The following is a 19,722-nucleotide window of genomic DNA, read 5'->3' as shown; positions in this document are numbered from 1 at the left end:
ATCATTCATGATTGTTGCTGCAATCTTCGCAGTACCCATCGTCGTTGCGATCTACCAGCGACCACAACGCGGCTTGCTGCTTGTTGCACTGTTCGCTCCGCTCCACGGTCTGTTGGCGATCATTCCCGGCGGGACATCGATGGCCGGTTGGAAGGAGGGGTTGCTCCTGCTCACGTTGGGATGCACCTTCGTCAGCCCCAATCGCCTTCGGGTAGTGCGCCCCTCGATGCCTTGGTGGCCGGCTGCCGCGGCCTGGGTAGCTTTCGGTTCCGCGTCAGCACTGCTTCTGTCCGGTATCGCCGGGGTGACATCGATAAAGATCACCTACTTCTACATCTTGATACCCGTCATTCTCTGGCGCGCACCGTTCTCGCGGGACGACCGAGATCATCTCGTGTCCGTCCTGATGGGTATGGGGATACTGACAGCAGTCATCGGACTCCTTCAGCAAGCAGTAGGGCCTGCATACCTGGTGGATCTCGGCTACAGCTACACCGAGCAGATTCGAATCACCGGCTCGATCTTGCGAAGCTTCAGCACTTTCACCGGTCCGTTTGCGTTCGGTCTCTTCGTGATGCTGAGTTTGATCGTCGGCATTTCGGTCGCTCTCGCGGATCCGAAACGGCTGCGCAACATTATCTTTCTGGCCGCAACTCCGATCATGGTCGTAGGCATGGGAGTCTCGATTGTGCGGGCCAGCTACATCGGGTTGGCTGTCGGGCTTCTCTGGATTGCCGTATACAAGTATCGGTCTATCTTGATGTTGTTCGGCGCGGCTGCCGCTGCCGTTCCCTTCGTACTTCTGTTGGCACCACCATCAATCGTCAAACCACTGTTCTCGTCGTACAGTCTCGAAGAACGCGGTAGCGGATGGTCGTCGACAATCAGCTCGCTGTTCGTGCATCCACTCGGGCAAGGTTTGGGCGCAACAGGATCCGCGGCGGCAAAGGCGGCGGAAGCAGCGCAACCGATGCTCAACACGATGACGATCAAGGCCGCGACAACACTTGGGCTGATCCCCTATCAGCCCGACAACTACTACATGAAAGTCGCAGTCGAGCTCGGACCGATCGGCTTGTGGATTTTTGTCCTGGTCCTCATATCTTCCGGAGCGTCCGCGCTGAGGGCATCGCGTGTGCTTCCCGGCTCGGACGGCGCTTTGGCTCTCGGTGTCAGCGCCTCGATCGTCGCGGCCGCGGTCGCTTCTGTCGTCTCGACATATTTCGAGATATTTCCCCTCGACCTCTACTTTTGGCTACTGATTGGAACCGTGGGATGCGCACTGACTCAACACCACTCGGAGAAAGAAGCGATATCCGATCACGAATCACCCTCGGAGCCATGGCACTCCGACCTGGTGGGGGCGGCGTCCAAACCTATGCACGCGAACTACTCCGAGAACTCTCCCCACTGATCAGCGAATCGACGAACCTCAGCGCAACAGTGCAAATCGACGCTGTCGATGAGATTCCAATCGGAGTGCGCGCCGTGACGCGCCCTGTTGCCTCCGGAGCACGCAGAGCCGCGTGGGCGATGGTGCCGGTCGCGGGCAGCGACTTGTTCCACAGCCTCGACGTCGACCTCCCGATCGGGCAAGGCGGCCTGAAGATCTCGACGTTTCACGACATGTCGGTATTCGACGTTCCGTGGGCCTTCAGTCGATATCGAGCAGCTGGCGAACGCCGACTCCTGTCCGCGGCGCTACGCAAGGCCGACGTCGTCATTGCAGTATCGGACTTCACCGCCGAACGAATATTCGCACTGAGCGGTCGGCATGCCGTTGTCACGCCGCTGGCACCCGCATCCTGGGCCACGATCCCCACCGAAGCTGCAGTGACCGAAGTTCGGCGGCGATTGAAACTGCCGGAGCGATTCGTGCTGCAGGTCGGAACGATCGAACCTCGAAAAGATGTCGCTCTGGTCGCCGAAGCGTGCACGGAGCTGTCGATTCCTTTTCTGCTGGCGGGCTCCGGCTCGACGGGCCCCGACGCGCCCCGTTCCGCCCGAGGATTGGGTTACGTCGCGACAGAAGACCTTCCGGCACTCTATTCCGCCGCAACTGCTGTCGCATACTCCTCCCACTACGAGGGGTTCGGTCTGCCGCCACTCGAAGCCATGGCGTGCGGCGCGGCAGTGGTTGCGAGTGCGGTCGGAGCACTGACCGAATTCGCCGACAACGCCGCCGTGCTTGTCCGCAAGCACGACAAGGCTTCCTGGTTGGCCGCTCTTCGCTCAGTCGTCCTGGACGACGATGTCAACACCGCACTCCGTATATCTGCGCCACGTGTCGCGGCCCGATCGACGTGGACCCGAACAGCCGAATACACGGTTGACGCGTACCGCATTGCAGGGCTGAGCGTGTGAGTTGCTCATGACGAATCGCAATTCGACGGGCACCGAGCCCGTATCGCCGCGAGAGTTCGCCGAATTGCGCCAGGCCGCTATCGACAAGTTCGAGAAGGAACGTCGCGAGCGAGAGACGAAAATCCACGGGCCGGCCGCTCCGGATTTGACTGCGAACGATGCACGCCGAAGCACTGCGATCATGCTCGGAAGCCGGATCGCAGTGGCAGCGATGGGGTGGACCGGCTCGGTTCTGATCGCGCGTTCGATCAGCCCTGACGAATTCGGTCAGTTCTCCCTCATCTTCGGATTGCTCGGATTGTTGTCCGTCGTCACCGATCTCGGCGTCGGCCGAGTGGTGCTCGCGAAGTTGGTCGAGTGCAATCCGTGGGAAGTTTCGCTGGTCACCACCGCGTTCATATCCCTACGGGTCGCCCTTGGTCTTTTCGGATACATCGTCGCGGTGGGTTATGTCTGGATTCTCCGCTACCCCGCAGAAGTGGTCGAAGCAACGGCGGTCGCTGGTTTGGTCGTTGTCGTTGCCACTCCCAGCCATGCACTTTCCGTCATGTACCAGAGCCGCCTGCGCATGACGTATGTCGCAATCGCCGAGGGCGTCGGGCAACTCGCCCAGCTTGTCGCGACCATCGTCGCGGTTTTGTGGCAGCCGATCCTCCTCGTTCTCGTCATCCCTGCGGTCATCAACGAAGTGGTCGCGGCCGTCGTGAAAGTGCGCGGTGTCCGAAAGGGCGTCGCCGGGCCAAGGCCGTCGTCACGAGCGCAGTTTCGTAGGTGGCGGGAAATGCTGATCGAAGCAATCCCTTTGAGCATCGGCTTCGCTTTGGTCACGCTTCTGTCCAAAGTGGATGTGCTGCTCTTGGGCAAGCTCGATACTTTCGATTCGGTCGGCTTGTACACCATCGGGTACAAATTCGCGGACCTTCTGCAAATCGTCGCAATCACCGTAGTCACCCCGGTAACAACACTTCTCGTGTCATATTGGCCCGACAGCGTGGGAGTGTTCCGCGAACGAAGCCGCGAAACATTCATCGTCCTGACAGTTCTCGGGAGCGCATCGATCGCCGCGTTCTGGCCTGCTGCCACCGGAGTGCTCACCTTTCTGTACGGAGAGCGGTTCGCAATTGCAGGGACCTCGACGCGACTGTTGGTGCTTGGCGCATGCTTCTCGATGCTCACCCAGTTGGGGTTGATGATCCTGGTTGCGAGCGGCCGGCATCGAATATATCCGTGGATTGCATTGGGCGGCTTACTCTTCAATATCGTGGTCAACATCGTGTTGATTCCTCGAATGTCATTCAACGGAGCGGCAGTTGCGACCGTATCGACCGAACTGCTTCTTTTCGTTGCAATTTGGATTGTAGTGCGGCAAAGTCTGCCGGTTCACAGAATGTTTCCGATGCTCCCGCTCGGAGCGGCCGTCGCCCTCTGCGCGGTGGTCACAGTGGCAGGAACGATCTGCGTCGAAAGGTTGAGCGTGCCATGGCCAGTCGTTTCGGTTCTCGCTCCACTTGGGACAGTCGGAATCTATGCACTTGTATCGCTCGCGGGCGGGAAGTCGCCACTCGCAATGGTAAAACCCGACAGGGAAGTAAAATGACACGAACGATCATTTTCGTCAGCCACACTGGAGAGATCTCCGGCGCCGAACTGGTCATGCTCCAACTGATGCGGTTGGCACACGAGCAGGGTTTCACGGTAACGTTGGCTTGTCCGGAAGGGCCGCTGAGGGATCGCGCACGCGCGTCAGTCGACTTCGAAACGGTCACGCTACCAACCCTGTCGCTCAGAGGCGAAGGGGGTCTGGCACGCGTCCTGGCGATTCTCGAAGTTGCAAAGAATTGGCGAATTGCCGGGCGCATCATTGCGTCTCGGGCTCAGTCGGCCAGCTCGACCGTGATAGTCAACTCACTGTTCGCATTGCCGGTGATCAGGCTCGGCCGCGTACCGCAACGTGCAACGTGGCTTGTCCACGACACTCTCTCGAGCACAAAACAACGAATCGTCGTACGGATTGCAAAACCCGGGATCCGACGAGCAGTCGCCGTCTCCGGACCGACCTCGCTTCCTGTTCTTTCGCTGGGAATTCCCACCTCGGTATCACGACTTGGTGTTGTAGTTCCCCCTGAGGTAACGGAAGTTCGATCACCGGCACGCCGAGTTGTCGGAATCATCGGGTCACTGACGCCGTGGAAAGGCCACTTGGTGTTGATGGATGCCATCGCCCGCACAGTAGACGTCCAACTCGAAATCGCCGGACTTCCGTTCCCTGGCGACGAAATGTACGCACAAGTGCTACGTGAACGCGCACAGCAGTCGGATCTGGCGGGTCGCGTCACATTTCTCGGATATGTCGATTCACTGGCAACTATCAAAGGATGGGACATCGCGATTTCTGCGAGCACCTCTCCCGAAGCCGGCCCACTCGTGGCACTCGAAGCAATGAGCATCGGAGTGCCAGTCGTCGGAACCGATCTCGGCGGCACCAGCGAGCTGCTGGGGGACGGCGCCGGATCGCTCGTCGAGCCATCTGATTCAGTAGAACTCGCAGCCGAGATAACGAGACTGTTGGAGGACGGGAGTGCACGATCCGAATTGTCACGCATCGGCCGGCGGAAGGTAGAGGACCGATATGACATCCAGAAGAATCTTCCGGCTCTGCTGAAGGAGCTCATCGATGGCTAAGGCACGTCGAGTCGCCGCAGTCGCAGTGGTCTTGTTGATTGTCGGATTGGTAGTCCATTCTTCGATTACCGCAACCGGCGAACCTTGCGCAATTCAACCTTCGTCAGACAATACTGGCATCGCACTTGGTTCCGGCTATACCGCAATGAGTGACGCCGAAATGGATCGAACGGTGGAAGCTATTCGATCATCGGGTTCGCACTGGGTCAGATTCGACATCGACTGGTCCGCCATCGAAAGTACCGAGGGCGCCTTCGACTGGTCCGGAACCGATCGCCTCGTGGACATCGCAAAATCTTCCGGACTCGAGATTCTGGGTCTCATCACCTACACGCCTGCCTGGGCAAGAGATCCGGCAGCGACGAGTCCTGACACGCATACCCGTCCGGCCGACCCGGACGAGTTCGGTAGGTTCGCGGCGCTTGCCGCTGCCCGCTACTCGAATTCCATTTCGTCATGGGAGATCTGGAACGAGCCCAATCTCCAAACATTCTTCAATCCGACGCCGGATCCTGAGTATTACTCGAAGCTGCTCGCCGCATCGAGCGTAGCAATCGAGGCAGTGCAACCGGGCGCAACAATTGTCTCCGGTGGCTTGTCCCCCGCAACTGACAACGGCGCTGACATAAGCCCCACGACGTTCCTCGCGAACATCTACGAATATGGAGCTGGACAACACTTCGACGTTGTCGGAATGCATCCGTACACCTACCCGGCACTGCCCTCGGACCCGTTGACTCGAAACTGGAACTCTTTCTATCGAATGCGGCTGATGCACGACACAATGGTTGCAAACGGCGACTCGACCAAATCTATTTGGGCGACCGAATTCGGGGCACCAACAGGAACTGGTCTCGACGCTGTGACCGAGTCGATGCAAGCCGAGATACTGCGTGACGGATTCAACGAAGCACGTAGCCTCGGGTTCGTTCAGAAGGTCTTCGTTTACAGTCTCCAGGACCGCGGCTCCGATCCCGGTGATCGCGAACAAAACTTTGGCCTTCTGAATCTCGACTTCGAACCGAAGCCCGCTATGGCCGTGTTGCAAGATGCAAACGAAACTGGAGGATGCCTCTGAACTATTGATCATTTTCGACCACAGTCACCGAGAAAATCGGACAATACCAACCGGCGCATTTCGCAGTAGCACCCAACCGGACGGAAGTACTGCAGAACCGACTTCGAGACTGGTGCCAAGTGACCCAATTCATGCAATTCTTTGATTTGTCGGATTGGTCATCTAGTTCGGCTTCCAACTTGTCTGTCCCGCACCGGTTTCGAGTCACTGTGGAAAGAAGGTGGTCGACGTGAGTCGACTTCGATTGTCCCTCGCCTGCGCCCTGTTGACTGTCGGGTCATTGAGCGCGTGTGCACCGAGTCCAGTTCCAACAACAACCCCAACCCCGAACTCGACGTGCAGTTCCGTTGGTTTAGGGATCGCCGCGGGCGCCCCACTCAACGGTCTCTCTCAGAATGATCTCGATGCAGAACTGACCGCAATGAAGAATGCCGGCGCGACCTGGCTCAGGTTCGACGTCGATTGGTCCGCCGTCGAATCAACCAAGGGCCAACAGAATTGGAGCGCAACCGACCGCGTCGTCGATCGAGCACGTCTCCAAGGATTGAGCGTCTTGGGAATCGTTACGTACACGCCGGCTTGGGCTCGCGTCGCCGGGGTCAGCGATACCCACGGGTATCCATCCGATCCGGCCGCGTTTGCCAAGTTTGCACAACAAGCAGCACAACGGTACTCGAACAGAATCAGCACTTGGGAGATTTGGAACGAACCGAACCTGACACAATTCTTCCGCCCCAAGCCGAATGTGAACACCTACACTGCACTCCTGAAAGCCGCATCTGCAAGTATCCGTGCGGTACAACCGGGTGCAAAGATTCTCAACGGCGGTTTGGCACCGGCCGTCGACAACGGATCCGACATCTCACCGGTCACATATCTCAAGGGTATGTACGCGGCAGGAGCAAAGTCTTCATTCGATGTCTTTTCGATCCATCCGTACAGTTGGCCTGCGCTACCTTCGGATTCGTCCACCCAGAATTGGAACACTTTCTACAGGATCCGACTGATGCGAGAATCGATGGTGCAGAACGGGGACAGCGGAAAGAAAGTCTGGGCAACCGAATTCGGAGCTCCGACAGGTACAGGCCCGACCGCCGTCAGCCCGCAATTACAGGCCAACATCATCTCGGATGGATTCGCGCAAGCAAAGGTGCTCGGTTACATCGAGCGCATTTTCATCTACAGCATGCGTGATCGCGGAACCAACACTTCGGATATCGAACAGAACTTCGGTCTGGTCACGATCAACTACACTCCGAAACCCGCACTCGCGGCGGTGAAACAGGCAGTTGGAGGGTGCGGCACACCCAAGATCTAGTGAAAGCCCGGTCCTTCAGGATTCCGACTGTCCGTCTGCTGAATCCGAACGTATAAGGCTCACGCGAGTTCTTTGCCTCCTCTTTCGAATTTCCGCTATATCCTTGGAGGTCAACATAATTCGTTCGGTCGAGGCTTCGGAGTCGATGCTGTCGGCTTCCCCGGACGCCTTGACACCAGTTGCATCAGTGCTGGTCGTCTCCGCTCCGGAAGTTTCCACTACGGACGCCTCGACTCCGGCCCCCTCGACATCAACAGTCTGCACGACCTGCGGCTCTTCGAGCTCGACCCCTGCGCTCGACTTGGGCGTAGCCGTGCCCTTCGGCAGGTTCTTCTTCGCAATACTGACCGTTTTCGCATCCACCAGGCTGGCGCGATCCCTCCTCGAAACCAGGTCGGAAGTATCCATTCCGTAGGGCACGGCAACGGAAGGCTCGTTCAGCCGCGGCGCACCGGACTTCACCCAGGCGCTGTCGGACGGGGTCTGTGAGTTCGTGGCCGAGTTGGTCGGCTCGGCCGCCAGTTTCACTGAACTTGCGGGCCTGCGTCTGCGACGCAGCACCGCGAGGGTAAGTACGTCGAGGAGAGGCTCGGGAGCAGACGGACCCACGAGTACCAGTGTTCGCGCAACATCGACTTCGGCTAAGGCTCTGAGGCATTCGACGATCTCCCGTTGGTTGGATTGCTGTGCGGAGACAACAACCAGGGCAAACCCGGTTCCATTGGAGTCAAATCGGCTCCACCAGTCCGACTTCAGCGAATATCGGGAGACCCCGGATCGCACGTGCGCAGGAACATCCCATGATGTCGAGGGGACGCCGTCACCCGAAAGCACCAGGACATGATCACCGAGACTTGCACGCTGGCATATCGTCAGCGCGAGGTTCGGTGGAAACTCAGCGGCTTCGGAGTGCTGCAGGAGTAGTGAGGCTCCGTATTTCCGGGCCGTTCGACGTGCCCACGCGTCGGTCACTCGCGAACTGAATCGACCCCGGCAGGCAGAGAGGATTTCGGCAGCGAGAATGAGGACCACCAAGAACGCAACCGCCGACTCGACGAGCGGCTTCGGTGCAACCGGCAGACCCGTTCCCGCGGGGGCGGAAAGCAACTGCAGTCGGTCGGAACCGGATACGGTCGATCTCAACTGGCGCAACTGCTCCAGCCTCGCGTCGAGATCCGCCTTGATAGTCGGATCGTCGGCGGGCGTCTCGTATTCGTCCAAGCTTTCTCGCCGCGCTGCGTCCAAGTCCCCGTTCAATCGAGCGATGTCGTCGGTGAGAACTCGGGTACGACGATCCAGCGTGTCTGCATTGCGTCGCGCCTGCGCGTCGCTCAAGGTGGCGACGACTATTCGTGCCAGCGCGTCCGCGTCAGCCTGACTGAAGGCAGTCGCCTTGACGAATACCAATGCCGGAGAAGTACCCGGCGTCACCGAGATGTGGCTCGAGACATCCGCTGTCGTCCACCCGTTATTCAACTGGTCGTGGATGGCGGCAACCACATCGCTATCGGTGGCCAGTGCGACATAGGGGGCAACCAACTGGCCGAGGTTCGCGTCCGTCACGACGATCTGCGAGGCAGACTGAACCTCCGCGACGATGTCGGATTGATACACCGGTGTCGCGCTTCCCCGCACAGCGTAGACAATCCCACCGACGAGCAATGCGATGACAAGAGCGGGGAAGAACACTCTTGCAAGGTTTCGTGCATGCCTCACCAGGTCGAAAGTGGGCGGAACGCCGAGTTCGCGACGTATCGCCGCATCCCTGGTACTCGAATCTGCCATCTTGAGTACCCCCGATTGGATCGCGCGTTGAAGCGTAGCTGAAAGAAACCAAAAGTTTGCCGAACGCACACAAACATACCTGACGGCTGATGTCAGCTACCAAGTAGCCATCGCGGTCGCGACCACATCTGCCAGTACTCGACGATTTCGGCTCCGCTCGCGTCGTACAGAGCATTGCCGGCAGCGCTGGCGAGACCACACACGGCGCCGTCGCCGACAGCCTCGAATGCGGCTGCCGACACTTGCCGAAGGACCCGCAACCCATGTCCGCGCCGCTGTCCTTGCGCCCTGGTTCCGGCCGCCCACACAGTGCTGATGGGCTTACCGAACGACAGCATCGCTGCGGTCTGCAGCGTGTCGAGTTCGAACAGGCCGACGACTGAACGCTCACTTGGTCGGTCGGGGGCCGCCTCCTGATACACCAGAGTCGCAGATTCGCGATCGATACCGAAAACATCCTCCGCAAGTTGCCGTGCTGAACGCAGGTCGCCACCTTCCAGGATCCGCACCGCGGCATCCGGCGCTGACGGAGAATTCGGTAGCGCGCGCAGCGAACTCGAACCTACGCACACCCACCCTGCATCCGCGAGGACGGTCGCGGCATCCAGACCCGCCCCGGCGAGCATGACAACGGTGCGCAGTCGCTCTGCGAGCACTCGTTCCACAACGGCGACCGTGTTTTTCCGCACATCACCCCCATGGACCAATGCAAGGTTGTAGCTGGGATCGGGTGCACCCGTGAGAGCGATCCACCAACCGTCGTCGGCGAGATACACACCGGTCTCAGGTACGAGTCCAGACATGTTCTGCCCATAGGCATCCCGTAAGGCGGTCAACCCCGCCACCGTCCGAAGTGGTTGCCATCCGATCATCGTCGTCTCCTGGGTCCAGGTATTGTGGGGCCATCAAACAGATCAAATCGGCCTTGAAGATTGCGGGCATACCTCTATCACTCCTCGCCCTTGGTGCGGCAGCGGGTTGGCCCGTCTTCGTCTCACCCAAGATCGATGCACCACGAAGTGCTGACGCTATCGTTGTCCTCGGCGGAGCACACGACGGACGCGAGGAGGTCGGAATCCAACTGATGAAAGACGGTTACGCACCACGCCTGATCTTCTCGAATCCTTACGGCGACAACGACAAGAAGATGCGGTCGATCTGCGAGGGTACGTTCGACTTCCCTGTCGACTGTTTCGTCCCCTCACCGTCCACCACCGAGGGCGAGGGGTTCGAAATCGAGAGAATGGCCAATGCCAACGGATGGAAGACTGTCATCGTCGTGACTTTCGTTCCTCATATCTCGCGGGCGCGGCACATCATTTCGCAGTGTTATCAAGGAGAACTGGTCATGGTCGCAAGCCGTCCGGAACTCTCGATCGGGACGTGGGCATTCAACTACGTTTACCAAACTGCCGGCTACGTCAAGAATCTGTTCTCGCATTGTTGAGCTCGACAGCTGACAGGAGGGTGCCCGGCGCGGATATCCGCGCCGGCACCAACCGCGTAGTCAGTACGCTCCGTCGCTCTTCGCGACCGCTGAGACGGTACGACTAATGATCGAAAGATTTTGCAGGATAGACCAATTCTCGACGTAGGAAGAGTCCAGTCGAACAGATTCTTCCCACGAGAGGTCACTGCGACCACTTACCTGCCAGAGACCGGTGATACCAGGCTTGACCAGCAGGCGCCGGGCAACCTCGTCGTCGTACATCTCGACCTCGCGCCGCAACGGCGGCCGCGGACCGACAACGCTCATCTCGCCGCGAATGACGTTGAAGAACTGTGGTAGCTCGTCGATGCTCAATCGACGAAGGATCTTGCCGACGGACGTGATTCGTGGATCCTCCCGCATCTTGAACAACACGCCTCCCGCGCCTTCGTTGTCCCCCATCAGATCGACAACCTGCTGATCGGCGCCTTCCACCATGGTACGAAACTTCAACATAGGGAACGGTTTCCCGTTGAGGCCGATGCGTTCTGCCTTGTAGAACACCGGACCTTTCGACGTGAACTTGACCGCAGCGGCGGCGGCGACCATGACCGGCGCCACGAGGAGGATCATCAGCATCGAGAACACCGCGTCGAAAACAGCGGGCGCAAGCCGGTTGGCGCCCTGGTAGCGCGGTCGCGCAACGTGAATCAACGGGAGTCCCGCCGCCGGGCGAAACATCAAGCGAGCCTTCGACACGTCGGCTACGACCGGTGAAACCACCATGTCGACGCCCTCGGCTTCGAGGTCCCACATCAGCTTGCGTATGCCCACCTGCCCGAGGTCTTCGGTTCCGGTGACGATGACGGTGTCTGCGCCGCTTGCGCGCATTGCCTCGACCACCTCGAACTCGTTGCCCAATACCGGGACCGCTGCGCCGTCGACGACGATGTGATCGTCCAGCGCGGTCGCCCGACGCGGAATGCACGCTCCCACAACGTCGTAGCCTGCCGAGGAGTCCCGCACGAAGGCTCGCGTAGTAGCAACGACGGACGCGTGTCCACCGACCAACAGCACCGAGTTGCGGCAATCCCCGCTCGCACGCTTCTTTCGAATGTCGCGTCGCCAGAGGTAGCGCCCGAGAAGCAGCGCAGCGAGCCCGACGGGCAGTGCGATCATGAGATAGCTACGCGCGATTCCTACGCCGAGAATGATCCCGGCCAATGCGCCCACTCCGAAGACTTGGCCGGTAGCGAGCAGCACCTTCTCGTACTCGTCGCTACCCTCGCCCAGCATCGACTGATGACGGCTGCGTCCGCGTGCGAGCGCGATCATCCACAGCCCTCCCAGCGCTGCAGACGCAATCACCTTGAGTGGCGTCAGCCACTCGATCGGATGCGGCCACATGCTGCCGATCTGTGCGAGCGCGATCACGAACAGAACCGTGATCGAATCGCTCACGGCAATCCGCTTCCGGTATGCCCGACGCCAGTCGGTGCCGACATGAGCGGAATCCTGCAATGCTGCCGACCGGCTCTCCACCTCAGCATGAACGCTCATTTGCCATCAGTCCTTCTAGTCATTCGAATGACTTCAGCGGGTCGAACGGATTCAGCGGATCGCTGATCGGTAGCCACCGCGAGCCTCCAGGTACGGCAACACCCCGCCGGTTGCCGTACCTCGCTGCTCGCAGTGCAGAAACGAACCGTCATCGGACCCCCTACATAACTGCCGATCAAGGGCCACTTCGTGCGATAAAACGACCCAGTGTTGCTCATTTCGTACGTAAACATACCTTAGGTTTGTTTCAACTGCACTCACCGAGTCCAAGCTATTTTCCGGTTGCCAGATGATTACCGGGCAATTACGTCAAAGTGGGCTAATCCTCCACATTTTCGAGACGTCTTCCCTCACGAATCCGAATGTCGGCGATCAGCATGTCCAGGGCGCCCAGGAGTGCAGTGTCGGCGCGTCGGCACTGTTCGATCAAAGCTTCCAGATCAGCTTCGTCGGCGCTTTCGATCACACCGGCTTTGGCGGCCCTGCTCAGTACTTTTTCGGCGAGGAGCAACGGCGGCTGCGACCGAGCGATGCCGTCCATGGACGACGCGCGCGCCTTCTCGGCAGCCTTCAAAGCGTCCCACGCCCGCTCCTGCTCAGCGATGTCGACCACCCCGGAACTGACCAGGTGCGGGCTGCGATGCACGAGTTTCGCGATCAGTGCGCCGGCCACGTCGTCCAATTCGAAAACGCCGTGAGATTGAGCGATCCGCGAGTGGAACAACACCTGGAGCAACAGATCGCCGAGTTCCTCACGGAGATCGCTCTCGTCGTCGCTTCGAATCGCGTCGAGTACCTCATAGGTCTCCTCGACGAGGTAAACCGAGAGGCTCTCGTGCGTCTGGGTCGACTCCCAACCGCCGCGATTCCACAACCGGTCCATGATCGACGCCGCTTCCACCAATCGATCGCCGTGAATGGGTTCGGCGCGAATCATCTTTACCCCAGCGGCAGACAACGCCTCGATCTTCGGCTCGGCGGTGTCCATCATCACAGTCACCGCGGCGCCGGGTGTCGTGGCAGGCAATGCGCCGCGTACCGAGTCGGGAACGTCCGGGTCGATATCGATCGCGCCGGACAGGAACGGGAGCGCCTCCAGCGGAAAGACATGCGGCCGCAGAGGATCGAGCAGTACGACGACGGGCGATTCGTTCACCGAGTGCTCACGCCTCGACCAGGACGGCACCGGCGGCGCGCCCGTCTATCGCCAAGATGAAGTCCGCGATGTATTGAAGTAGTTCGACGTCCCGCAGGCGATCCGAGCCGACTCCGCCGGTGCGAGGCAGCGGGAGTTGCACGAGCCCGGTCGTTGCCCGGTACTGCGCGCTCGGATAGATCCTCTTGAGCCTGATCTGTTTGGAATCGGGCAGTGACATCGGCGAGATCTTGAGCTGAGTTCCGGTGACGGCGACTTCCTCCAGTTGGTACTCGCGGCAGAGCAGTCGAAGCTTGGCCACCGAGATCAGCCGTCGAACCTCTTCGGGCAGTGGGCCGTAGCGATCGACCAGTTCTTCGACTACGGCAGCGATGCCGTCGGAATCAGTTGCCGCAGCGAGCTTGCGGTACCCCTCCAACCTGAGCCTGTCACTGGTGACGTAGTCGGGCGGGATGTGCGCGTCCACCGGTAGGTCGATCCGGACTTCCTTCGTGCCCTCGTCCACGGTGATCGGTTTGCCGTCGGCTGCAGCCCGGAAGGCTTCGACCGCCTCACCGACCAGCCTGACATACAGATCGAACCCGACACCCGCGACGTGGCCGGACTGCTCTGCGCCCAGAACGTTTCCGGCTCCACGGATTTCGAGGTCCTTCATCGCGACTGCCATACCAGCGCCGAGGTCCGAATTCTGCGAAATCGTTGCCAGCCGATCGTATGCCGTTTCCGTCAAAGGCTTTTCGGCCGGGTACAAGAAGTATGCGTATCCACGTTCACGACTACGCCCGACGCGTCCGCGAAGCTGATGCAACTGCGAGAGGCCAAGCGAGTCCGCACGTTCGACGATCAGTGTGTTCGCGTTCGAGATGTCCAGACCGGTTTCGATGATCGTGGTACAGACCAACACGTCGAAGTCGCGTTCCCAGAAGCCCTGCACGGTCTTTTCGAGAGTGTCCTCGTTCATCTGACCGTGCGCGACGACGACGCGAGCCTCCGGGACGAGTTCACGGATCTTCTTGGCCGCCTTGTCGATCGAGCTGACACGGTTGTGTACGTAGAAGACCTGACCGTCGCGCAGAAGTTCACGCCGGATGGCCGCGGCAACCTGCTTGTCCGCATACGCGCCGACGTAAGTGAGGATCGGATGACGTTCTTCCGGCGGTGTGAGGATCGTGGACATCTCGCGGATCCCGGCCATGCTCATCTCGAGAGTACGAGGAATCGGGGTAGCCGACATCGTCAAGACGTCGACGTGGGTGCGTAGTGCCTTGATGTGTTCCTTGTGCTCGACTCCGAATCGCTGTTCCTCGTCGACGATCACAAGCCCGAGGTCCTTCCAGCGAATACCGGTCTGCAGCAACCGGTGAGTACCGACGACGATGTCGATCTCGCCTTCGGCCATGCCGGCGATGATTTCCTTCGAGTCCTTGGCGTCGGTGAAACGGGACAGCCCTCGCACCTTCACCGGGAACGACGCCATTCGTTCGGTGAATGTCTGAAGATGTTGCTGTGCAAGCAGAGTCGTCGGGACCAGTACCGCCACCTGCTTGCCGTCCTGGACTGCCTTGAACGCGGCACGAACGGCGATCTCCGTCTTGCCGTACCCGACGTCACCGATCACCACCCGGTCCATCGGAACCGGCTTCTCCATGTCGGCCTTGACCTCACTGATGACGGTCAACTGGTCGATGGTCTCGGTGAAGGCGAATGCGTCTTCGAGTTCCTTCTGCCACGGCGTGTCCGGGCCGAACGCATGCCCCGGGGCCGCCTGACGCGCAGCGTAGAGCTGAACCAACTCACCCGCGATCTCACGAACCGCCTTGCGGGCCTTACGCTTGGTGTTCGCCCAGTCGGATCCACCGAGCTTGCTCAGCGCAGGCAACTCTCCACCGACGTACCGGGAGAGTTGATCGAGCGATTCCATCGGGACGAACAGACGATCACCCGGGTGACCACGCTTGCTCGGCGCGTACTCGATGACCAGGTATTCACGACGCGCCCCGCCGATGGTGCGTTCGACCATCTCGACGAACCGGCCGATACCGTGCTGATCGTGCACGACCATGTCCCCTGCAGACAGCGCGAGGGGATCGACCTGATTGCGGCGCTTGGCCGGCAAGCGCTTTCCGTCGCCGACCGCAGCAACGCGGTTGCCCGTCAGATCGGACTCGGTGACGATCACCATCCCCGGCGTCGAGTCGTCGCCGGCGAGTACCAGTCCGTCGTGCAGAGACCCGCGGAGCACCGCGACCTGTCCGCGGGCAGGGGTCGCTCCGCCTTCGAGCATCTTGGCGGGTACTTCGGCTTCACCGAGTCGCTCGACGACTCGGCTTGCTGTGCCGGCGCCTGCCACCACGATCGCCGCGCGACCGCCCGTGCTCACGTGTGCCCGGAGGCTGACGAACAGCTCGGCCAAGAGGTCGTCGGAACCACGTACCTGCGGTGCCGCCTGAACCGGGATTTCCAGTTCTTCACCATTTCCCGAAGCCAGCGGGCTGACCGTCCACCACGGACGGCCGGCAGCTTCGGCAGATTCGCGAACATGACGAAGCGACCGGTATGCGGAGGCACCGAGATCGACTCCCCCGCCGTTGAGGATCGACGTGTCGAGCGGTGCAGCGCCGCCGATCGACGCCGCCGTCCACGACGCTTCCAAGAATTCCTGGCCGGTGCGCACCAGATCGGTGGCGCGGGTGCGCACCTTCTCCGGATCGCACAGAAGGATGTGCGCCCCTACCGGAAGGACATCGGAAAGTAGTTGCAGTTCACCGGGTTTGAGAACCGGGAGCAGAGCTTCCATCCCCTCGACGGGGATGCCTGCCGAGATCTTGTCCAGCATCTCGACCAACGACGCGTCAGCCTGATTCTCAGCAGCGAGTGCCGCAGCTCGATCGCGAACATCAGCTGTCAGAATCAGCTCACGACACGGCGGCGCGATCACGGAATCGACGTCGACGTCCGGTAGCGAACGCTGATCGGCGACAGAGAAGTACCGAAGCTCCGATACCTCGTCACCCCAGAATTCGATACGTACCGGATGATCCGCCGTCGGCGAGAACAGGTCGAGAATGCCGCCGCGGACCGCGAACTCACCACGCTTTCCCACCATGTCGACACGGCTGTACGCCATCTCCACCAGGCGAACCAGAACAGAATCGAAATCGATCTCGGTGCCGACGCGCAACGTGATCGGCTCGATCTCGCCAAGACCCGGCGCCATCGGCTGAACGAGAGAGCGCACCGTGGTCACGATCACCCGGAGAGGCGAGCCGTACGAGGCGTCGTCTGGTCTGGCGAGTCGGCGCAGTACCTCCACCCGTCGCCCGACGGTGTCCGCGCTCGGCGACAGTCGCTCGTGCGGCAATGTTTCCCACGACGGGAACTGCGCGACGCCTCCACCGAGCATCTCGGTGAGTTCTGACGTCAGATCGTCGGCTTCGCGACCGGTGGCCGTCACCAGCAGCACCGGAGTGCGCGCGGCAAGTGCAGCGGCGATGAATGGTCGAGCCGGCTTCGGCGCCACGATGTCCAGGGCAGGCGCACCGATCGAGTCGATCACTGGAGTGAACGCGGCGTCTGCGAGGGCGACCTCGGCGAGTCCAGCGAGCGCAGTCTGGGCAGAGGACAAGGAAGTCAACGAACGCGCTCCTGAACAGTGATGACGGGTTGCGGACGCACAGCCCGAGCGCAAGATCTCCACCGAGGCAGAGTTGTGCGCCGGTTCGATTCTATCGGTGCGCGATCTCGCAGCGCAGTCCGATCCGTTCAGTTTCCCGTAACGCTCGGCTTCTTCGTCGTCCGCTTGGCCGGTGAAGATCGGGTGGCCGGGGCGCTCGGCGGTGCCACGGCCACGCTGGTGTGAGAGTTGAGCGCCCGAACCCGGCCGATTACCTTCGTTGCCTGGCTGGTTCTCCGTAGACGTACAGTCCTGCGACCGTTCGGCGCGAGGTGGAACCAGGAGTCTTCGGGCTCGAAGCCCTGCAGTTCGAGGGCAACGTATTGGGCGGAAGCATCCGTCGTGACGTCGACTACCCACTCTTCGTCGCCGACGTTGCGCGCCGTGGCGACAAGTCCGACCGACCGCTCGAGGGGCCGTGCCGGGCTCCCCAGGAGGTGCACCACTTCGTCCACCATCTCTCCGTCTTCGTCTTCGAGTGTGACGGTGACGGCGTCGTATGTCCGCGCCCCGAACTGAAAGACGTGAGTGAGGTCGGTGAAACGGCCGACAAGGCTGTCCACGGACCAGGTCAGACTCGAGTGCGATTTCACCTTGACCGGTAGCGCGACGTCGACTGGGACGACACCTGACCGACTGTGCGCTCGAAACCTGATCTCGCCGACGACAGGTTCGGCAGTCTCGTTGATCGCGTCGAGCCTCAATCCGTCCATACCGTCGTCCGTGACGAGGAGCGCGATCGGTTTGGCGCTCCTACGGAGCACGAACCACGGAGCCTTGGGGCTGCCGCTCCAATCGAGGACCCCCCATCCCGGTCCGGGCTCCAGGTCTCGCAGTGCGAGTGTCAAGGCGCCGTCGCACCGAGAATCCGGGCGACGCCAGTAGCCGAGCGTCGAGGCGAACGCCTCACATACGGCTGCTCGCCCCAGGTCGAGATAGCGTTCCGGGTCGGACCACCGGACTTCACGAGCGTCTTCGCCGAAAAGCGCGTGGACGTAGTGATCCCGAACATCCTCGAAATCCCACGACGATCCGTTGTCCCGCGGCACCGCGGCTTTCCATGCCGGGTGGTGCCCTGCGACGGCGAGCGAACCGAATTCGTTCTCGATCACGGCATTCGACGGTGGAATCGAAAATGCCAATGATTCGGTCGCAAAACGTACTCGCGCGCTGAGCACGTCGGCCAGTGGACGACGATAGGCACCCACCCCGAAGTAGTGGGCGACCCCGCTTCCGACATGCGTTGCCAATTGCTCTCCCCCGCGAGGCGCCGAGGGCGACGACGTCACGTATTCGAGTTCAGGTGCCACCGCCGAGATCAGCTCCGGCAGTCTCGAATGAATGAGCGGGATGTGTTGATCGACCAAGCCCAGCATGGTCGGCTGCTGTTCGGTCTCGCTGCCGCCGCAGAAGACTGCCAAAGCGGGATTTCCACGCACTCTGTGCAAGAACGCGGTGACCTCTGCTGCAACGAGTTCGAAGAATTCGTCGGTGTCGGGCGGATCAAGCGTCGCCAACATCATGTCCTGCCACACGAGAATGCCCAGTCGCGCGCATTCCTCCCAGAAGTGGTCGCTCTCGTAGACCATCGTCCCCGGGATTCGAATCATGTTCAGGCCCGCCTCAGCCAGGCGTTCCAAGACACGAGTGGTGCCGGCGTCGTCTTGAAGCGAGATCGGGTCGGTCGGCACCCACACCGAACCACGGCAGTACACCCGGATGCCGTTGACATTCAAACGGAATCCACCATCGGATCTGTCGGCCTCCACCGTCCGGAAGCCCACTGAACCGAGATGCTCGGAGACTCCGATCGTTTCTATCGTCACCGGATACGTGCGAGGAGCGCCATGAGTGTGCGGCCACCACAACTGCGCGTCCGGCACTTCGACGACGCCGGACACCTCGAGGAATCCGTCCGGTCCGGCAATTACAGCCAATTGTCGCGAGTGTTCGCCGACGCGCACGGTCACGTACTCCAGCGAGGCCGGCAATCCGGTGAGCCGAGCGCTGACGGCAACGTGACCGGTTGTGCCGTCAACACTCGCGTGCTTGACAGCCGAGACTACGGCGGCAACTCCCTTGTCCAACAACCGGATACCCCGCCACGGTCCCACCGGTACCGGAACGCCACTGAATACGGGAGCCATACCGAGCATCGTGGTTCGGATCCACCGAAGACCCTGTTCACGGACCATCGACGAGCGCCAACGTCCTCGAGGACGCCTCGATCTCAGAATCGCGGACAGAGAATGAAAATGAATAGCGACCTGGACGCGTTTACCAGCGCCGACTACGGCCGGAATGCTCACTTCCCCAGGCGTGAACATGGATTCAGTGGACGCGACATGGACGCCGCCGATCCAGACATCGGCAAACGCCGTCACACCGTCGAACTGGAGCAGCCACGACCCCTCACCGGTCGTGGCCACGGTAGTCACGAACCACCAGTCCGATGATGCAACAGACGATGATGAAACCGACGACGATGCAACGGACTTCGTGCGTCCGGCGTCCGTTTGCGCCGCCTGTATCGCACCAACGACTGTCCCAGGCACAGACGCTGCGGCCCACTCGGTCACGGTTTCGAGGGCACCCGGATCAGATATGGATCCGGGTTCGGTTGCAGCGCATCGCCATATCGCGCCGGCCAGCAGGTCTGCTGACGAACGAGGCACTG

At 60.7% G+C, this 19,722-nt stretch carries 13 protein-coding genes; 7 read left to right on the top strand and 6 right to left on the bottom strand.

The genetic code is table 11. The features are described 5' to 3' along the window. Nucleotides 1-7 precede the first annotated feature (7 nt). From EEB12_RS30555 to EEB12_RS24010, 6 genes are all read left to right on the top strand, one after another. Nucleotides 8-1,414, top strand: coding sequence for an O-antigen ligase family protein (locus EEB12_RS30555; RefSeq protein ID WP_020970281.1), 1,407 nt, complete (start codon nt 8-10; stop codon nt 1,412-1,414). Further along, entirely contained in the window at nt 1,342-2,364 is a 1,023-nt protein-coding gene (locus tag EEB12_RS24030; RefSeq protein ID WP_258537192.1) for a glycosyltransferase family 4 protein, read from the top strand. Before EEB12_RS30555 ends, EEB12_RS24030 begins: the two co-directional genes overlap by 73 nt. 7 nt (nt 2,365-2,371) lie before the next feature. After that, nucleotides 2,372-3,961, top strand: coding sequence for a flippase (locus EEB12_RS24025; RefSeq protein ID WP_097388146.1), 1,590 nt, complete (start codon nt 2,372-2,374; stop codon nt 3,959-3,961). After that, the gene (locus tag EEB12_RS24020; RefSeq protein WP_019744638.1) at nt 3,958-5,046 is read left to right on the top strand and encodes a glycosyltransferase family 4 protein; all 1,089 of its coding nucleotides are present in this window, start codon (nt 3,958-3,960) and stop codon (nt 5,044-5,046) included. Before EEB12_RS24025 ends, EEB12_RS24020 begins: the two co-directional genes overlap by 4 nt. Then, nucleotides 5,039-6,124 carry a beta-xylosidase gene (locus EEB12_RS24015; protein ID WP_141488622.1) on the top strand — a complete coding sequence of 362 codons (1,086 nt, stop codon included), beginning with the start codon at nt 5,039-5,041 and terminating at the stop codon, nt 6,122-6,124. Before EEB12_RS24020 ends, EEB12_RS24015 begins: the two co-directional genes overlap by 8 nt. A 220-nt stretch (nt 6,125-6,344) precedes the next feature. Next, complete coding sequence (locus EEB12_RS24010) at nt 6,345-7,442, top strand: cellulase family glycosylhydrolase (protein ID WP_020908554.1); 1,098 nt, start codon at nt 6,345-6,347, stop codon at nt 7,440-7,442. A gap of 15 nt (nt 7,443-7,457) precedes the next feature. Here EEB12_RS24010 and EEB12_RS24005 read toward each other — a convergent pair whose 3' ends face one another. Together EEB12_RS24005 and EEB12_RS24000 are read right to left on the bottom strand one after the other, a co-directional pair. Continuing rightward, a complete protein-coding gene (locus EEB12_RS24005) occupies nt 7,458-9,227 on the bottom strand; it encodes a hypothetical protein (protein WP_141488621.1) in 1,770 nt (589 codons plus the stop codon). Nucleotides 9,228-9,319: 92 nt separating this feature from the next. Further along, on the bottom strand, nt 9,320-10,099 hold the full coding sequence (locus EEB12_RS24000) for an N-acetyltransferase (protein ID WP_141488620.1): 780 nt from the start codon (nt 10,097-10,099) through the stop codon (nt 9,320-9,322). A 53-nt stretch (nt 10,100-10,152) separates the two neighbouring features. Here EEB12_RS24000 and EEB12_RS23995 point away from each other — a divergent pair, with 53 nt between their 5' ends. Next, the gene (locus EEB12_RS23995) at nt 10,153-10,674 is read left to right on the top strand and encodes a YdcF family protein (RefSeq protein ID WP_020970286.1); all 522 of its coding nucleotides are present in this window, start codon (nt 10,153-10,155) and stop codon (nt 10,672-10,674) included. A 60-nt stretch (nt 10,675-10,734) separates the two neighbouring features. Here the strand turns inward: EEB12_RS23995 and EEB12_RS23990 are convergent, their stop codons facing one another. The 4 genes from EEB12_RS23990 to EEB12_RS23975 form a co-directional block, all read right to left on the bottom strand. Continuing rightward, nucleotides 10,735-12,216 (bottom strand): sugar transferase, encoded by a 1,482-nt coding sequence (locus EEB12_RS23990; RefSeq protein ID WP_141488619.1) that lies wholly within the window; start codon nt 12,214-12,216, stop codon nt 10,735-10,737. Between the two features lie 319 nt (nt 12,217-12,535). Then, nucleotides 12,536-13,372 (bottom strand): MazG family protein, encoded by an 837-nt coding sequence (locus EEB12_RS23985; RefSeq protein ID WP_046378951.1) that lies wholly within the window; start codon nt 13,370-13,372, stop codon nt 12,536-12,538. A gap of 7 nt (nt 13,373-13,379) precedes the next feature. Further along, nucleotides 13,380-17,006 carry a transcription-repair coupling factor gene (mfd, locus tag EEB12_RS23980; RefSeq protein WP_141488618.1) on the bottom strand — a complete coding sequence of 1,209 codons (3,627 nt, stop codon included), beginning with the start codon at nt 17,004-17,006 and terminating at the stop codon, nt 13,380-13,382. 128 nt (nt 17,007-17,134) lie between these two features. Next, nucleotides 17,135-19,720: a glycosyl hydrolase 2 galactose-binding domain-containing protein gene (locus EEB12_RS23975; RefSeq protein ID WP_029255887.1), complete on the bottom strand. Its 2,586-nt coding sequence runs from the start codon at nt 19,718-19,720 to the stop codon at nt 17,135-17,137. Nucleotides 19,721-19,722 lie beyond the last annotated feature (2 nt).

Source organism: Rhodococcus sp. WS1 (assembly GCF_003797745.1).
In the GTDB taxonomy this organism is placed as follows: Bacteria; Actinomycetota; Actinomycetes; order Mycobacteriales; family Mycobacteriaceae; genus Rhodococcus_F; species Rhodococcus_F erythropolis.
Note: the sequence above shows the minus strand (reverse complement) of the source record. Positions and strands in the feature narration are given on the sequence as shown.

Coding starts and splice junctions, on each gene's coding strand:
- EEB12_RS30555 (WP_020970281.1), top strand. CDS start 8: ATGATTGTTGCTGCAATCTTCGCAGTACCCATCGTCGTTGCGATCTAC.
- EEB12_RS24030 (WP_258537192.1), top strand. CDS start 1,342: ATGGCACTCCGACCTGGTGGGGGCGGCGTCCAAACCTATGCACGCGAA.
- EEB12_RS24025 (WP_097388146.1), top strand. CDS start 2,372: ATGACGAATCGCAATTCGACGGGCACCGAGCCCGTATCGCCGCGAGAG.
- EEB12_RS24020 (WP_019744638.1), top strand. CDS start 3,958: ATGACACGAACGATCATTTTCGTCAGCCACACTGGAGAGATCTCCGGC.
- EEB12_RS24015 (WP_141488622.1), top strand. CDS start 5,039: ATGGCTAAGGCACGTCGAGTCGCCGCAGTCGCAGTGGTCTTGTTGATT.
- EEB12_RS24005 (WP_141488621.1), bottom strand. CDS start 9,227: ATGGCAGATTCGAGTACCAGGGATGCGGCGATACGTCGCGAACTCGGC.
- EEB12_RS24000 (WP_141488620.1), bottom strand. CDS start 10,099: ATGATCGGATGGCAACCACTTCGGACGGTGGCGGGGTTGACCGCCTTA.
- EEB12_RS23990 (WP_141488619.1), bottom strand. CDS start 12,216: ATGAGCGTTCATGCTGAGGTGGAGAGCCGGTCGGCAGCATTGCAGGAT.